The sequence below is a fragment of the Pseudomonas sp. genome (assembly GCF_050739655.1).
Classification (GTDB): Bacteria; Pseudomonadota; Gammaproteobacteria; order Pseudomonadales; family Pseudomonadaceae; genus Aquipseudomonas.
In genome coordinates, this window is the sequence record NZ_JBOIBY010000002.1 from 1 (window position 1) to 2,220 (window position 2,220).

A 2,220-nucleotide genomic window follows, 5' to 3' on the forward strand; every position below is an offset into this window, starting at 1 on the left:
AGCTGGAAGCGCGTGCGTTGATGATGTCGACCAACAACATCCTGTCGCCAGCCAACGGTGAGCCAATCATCGTTCCGTCGCAGGACGTTGTATTGGGTCTGTACTACATGACGCGTGAAGCGATCAACGCCAAGGGCGAAGGTCGTGTGTTCGCGGATCTGCAGGAAGTTGACCGTGTGTTCCGTGCCGGCGAAGCCGCACTGCACGCCAAGGTTAAAGTCCGGATCAACGAAACCGTCAACGACCGTGATGGCGGCAGCGTGACCAACACCCGTATCGTCGACACCACTGTCGGCCGTGCGCTGTTGTTCCAGGTTGTGCCAAAAGGTCTGTCGTACGACGTCGTCAACCTGCCGATGAAGAAAAAGGCGATCTCCAAGCTGATCAACCAGTGCTACCGCGTGGTTGGTCTGAAAGAGACCGTGATTTTCGCTGACCAGTTGATGTACACCGGTTTTGCCTATTCGACCATTTCCGGCGTTTCCATCGGTGTTAACGACTTCGTTATCCCGGATGAAAAAGCCCGCATCATCGGTGCAGCCACCGACGAAGTGAAAGAGATCGAAAGTCAGTACGCCTCCGGCCTGGTAACCCAGGGCGAGAAGTACAACAAAGTGATCGACCTTTGGTCGAAAGCGAACGACGAAGTTTCCAAGGCGATGATGGCCAACCTCTCGAAAGAGAAAGTCATCGACCGTAATGGCGTCGAAGTCGACCAAGAGTCTTTTAACTCGATGTACATGATGGCTGACTCGGGTGCGCGGGGTTCCGCAGCACAGATTCGTCAGCTGGCCGGTATGCGTGGCCTGATGGCCAAGCCGGACGGTTCCATCATTGAAACGCCGATTACTGCGAACTTCCGTGAAGGTTTGAGCGTACTTCAGTACTTCATCTCCACTCACGGTGCTCGTAAAGGTCTGGCGGATACCGCGTTGAAAACGGCGAACTCGGGTTACCTGACTCGTCGTCTGGTAGACGTGGCGCAGGATCTGGTTGTAACCGAGATCGATTGCGGCACCGAACACGGTCTGCTGATGACTCCGCACATTGAAGGCGGTGACGTTGTAGAGCCGCTGGGTGAGCGCGTATTGGGTCGTGTTATCGCCCGTGACGTATTCAAGCCAGGTACCGAGGACGTCATCGTTCCTGCTGGCACCCTGGTAGACGAGAAGTGGGTCGAGTTCATCGAGCTGAACAGCATCGACGAAGTGATCGTGCGTTCGCCGATCAGCTGCGAAACCCGCTACGGCATTTGCGCCAAGTGCTACGGCCGTGATCTGGCTCGTGGTCACCAGGTGAACATCGGTGAGGCGGTCGGCGTTATCGCTGCTCAGTCCATCGGTGAGCCGGGTACCCAGCTGACGATGCGTACGTTCCACATCGGTGGTGCGGCAAGCCGTACCTCCGCAGCCGACAGCGTTCAGGTGAAGAACGGCGGTACCGTCCGTCTGCACAACCTGAAACACGTTGAGCGAGTGGACGGTCACCTGGTTGCTGTGTCCCGTTCCGGTGAGCTGGCCATCGCTGATGACTTCGGTCGTGAGCGTGAGCGTTACAAGCTGCCGTACGGTGCCGTGATTTCGGTCAAGGAAGGTGACAAGGTCGACGCTGGCGCAATCGTGGCCAAGTGGGATCCGCACACTCACCCGATCGTTACCGAAATGAAAGGTACCGTGACCTACGTGGGTATGGAAGAAGGCATCACGATCAAGCGTCAGACTGACGAATTGACCGGTATGACCAACATTGAAGTACTCGACGCCAAAGATCGTCCAGCTGCCGGTAAAGACATCCGTCCTGCCGTGAAGATGGTCGACGACAACGGCAAGGATCTGTTGCTGCCAGGCACTGACGTTATCGCTCAGTACTTCCTGCCAGCCAACGCCCTGGTCGGTGTGGCGGACGGCGCGAAGATCGCGATCGGTGATGTTATCGCTCGTATCCCGCAAGAAACTTCGAAGACCCGTGACATCACCGGTGGTCTGCCGCGTGTTGCCGACCTGTTCGAAGCCCGTCGTCCGAAAGAAGCGTCGATTCTGGCTGAAGTCAGCGGCACCATCGCGTTCGGTAAAGAGACCAAAGGCAAGCGCCGTCTGGTTATCACCCCGAACGACGGTAGCGATCCGTACGAAGAGCTGATTCCGAAGTGGCGTCACCTGAACGTTTTCGAAGGCGAACAGGTAAACCGCGGCGAAGTTATCTCAGACGGCCCGAGCGATC

1 pseudogene is annotated in these 2,220 nt (G+C 56.9%); it reads left to right on the top strand.

The features are described 5' to 3' along the window. Positions 1–2,220: pseudogene (locus ACRESJ_RS00050) on the top strand (DNA-directed RNA polymerase subunit beta'); the annotation flags it as partial.